This is a genomic window from Flavobacterium resistens, from assembly GCF_900182645.1.
Lineage (GTDB): Bacteria > Bacteroidota > Bacteroidia > Flavobacteriales > Flavobacteriaceae > Flavobacterium > Flavobacterium resistens.
This window is the reverse complement of the sequence record NZ_FXTA01000018.1, coordinates 1-1,503: the sequence shown is the minus strand read 5'-3', so window position 1 is coordinate 1,503 and position 1,503 is coordinate 1. Positions and strand designations below refer to the sequence as shown.

Here is a 1,503-nt window from a genome sequence, read left to right as displayed (position 1 = left end):
ACCCCATCCGACCTGACTTTTAAAGGTTTGAGCATAGAAGATTTATTTAGGATAAACAATGACAATGCAATAGAAGATATCTATGAATTGTCTCCTTTGCAGCAAGGATTATATTACCATTGGCTGGTAGAGGAGTCAAGCAGTCTGTATTTTATGCAAACTTGCTATACTTTGCGTGCTGAAAACCTAAATATAAATAATGTAAGAGAGGCCTATCAAGAACTAGTCAACAGATATGATATTTTAAGAACCAGCTTCAGTAACGATCATAATGCAAGATTGCAGATTGTTCACAAGGAAGCCCTTGTTGATTTTAACCATAAAATCTTGAACAAAGACGAAACCGACCCAGTTTTTTTAGCAAAAATAAAACAAGAAGACATATCTAGAGGTTTTGATCTGAACAAGCCAACACAGATGCGTTTGCAAGTATTAGATTTGGGTTATGATAACTATGAATTTATTTGGAGCCATCATCATATTGTAATGGATGGATGGTGTATGAGTATTTTGATTAACGATTTTTCAAGTATCCTAAATGATTTGGATAAAAAACAACCTATCAGTCTTGAGAAACCTGCTAAGTATGCTAATTATATCAAATGGTTATCCAAAGTAGATAAGCAAACTTCTTTGGCGTATTGGAAAAGGTATTTGGATGGTTTTGAAACCGCTACTGAGCTTACTTTTAAAAACAGAAAAAGAACCCAAGGCCAAAATGCTAATTTTAAAAGCGAAAGCATCTATCTAGAAGAGGAGCTATTTGAAAAAATAAAAGATACCTGCAATGATTTTGGCATCACCAAGAATACTTTTATACAAGGGGTTTGGGGGTATTTACTATCTAGATACAACAATTCTAAAGACGTTGTGTTTGGATCAGTAGTATCTGGCCGACCTGCTGATTTAGTAGGTGTTGAAAACATGGTGGGGCTTTTTTCAAATACTATTCCTGTAAGGTTGAAATATGACGAATCAGCTACAGTTAAAGACTTTTTGCAGAAATTGCATGCAGAAGCAATTGAAAGCAGCGATTTTCATTATGTGAGTTTGGCGGAAGTTCAATCTCAAAGTTCTTTAGGAATGGAACTGATCAACAATTTAGTCATTTTTGAAAATTATGCTGTTGCAGATACTTTAGAGACAGATAATAAGATTAATATTGAAAACATAAATGTCTTTGATGAATTAAATTATGGTTTTGCTATTACTGTAAAACCTTCAGAGTCTTGTTTGGAGATTGAATTCAGGTTTGATTCCAATATTTTTGATATTGAATCTATAGGGAAAATGAAGGCTCATTTTGAGGCTATTACGCATTCTTTTGTCTCAAAGAGCCAAACTGCAATACACCTTGTTGATTATTTAACCCAAGGAGAGAAACAGCAATTATTAGTAGACTTTAACCATAGCAAAGTTGATTATCCGAAAGATAAAACCATCATCGGTTTATTTGAGGAGCAAGTCGATAAGACTCCGGACAACATCGCTGTTGTTTTTGAA

At 34.0% G+C, this 1,503-nt stretch carries 1 protein-coding gene; it reads left to right on the top strand.

Features of this window, described 5'->3' with window-relative positions:
• Positions 1-27 precede the first annotated feature (27 nt).
• A partial coding sequence (locus FN795_RS21340) for a condensation domain-containing protein (RefSeq protein WP_208743589.1) occupies positions 28-1,503 on the top strand: 1,476 nt, incomplete at its 3' end.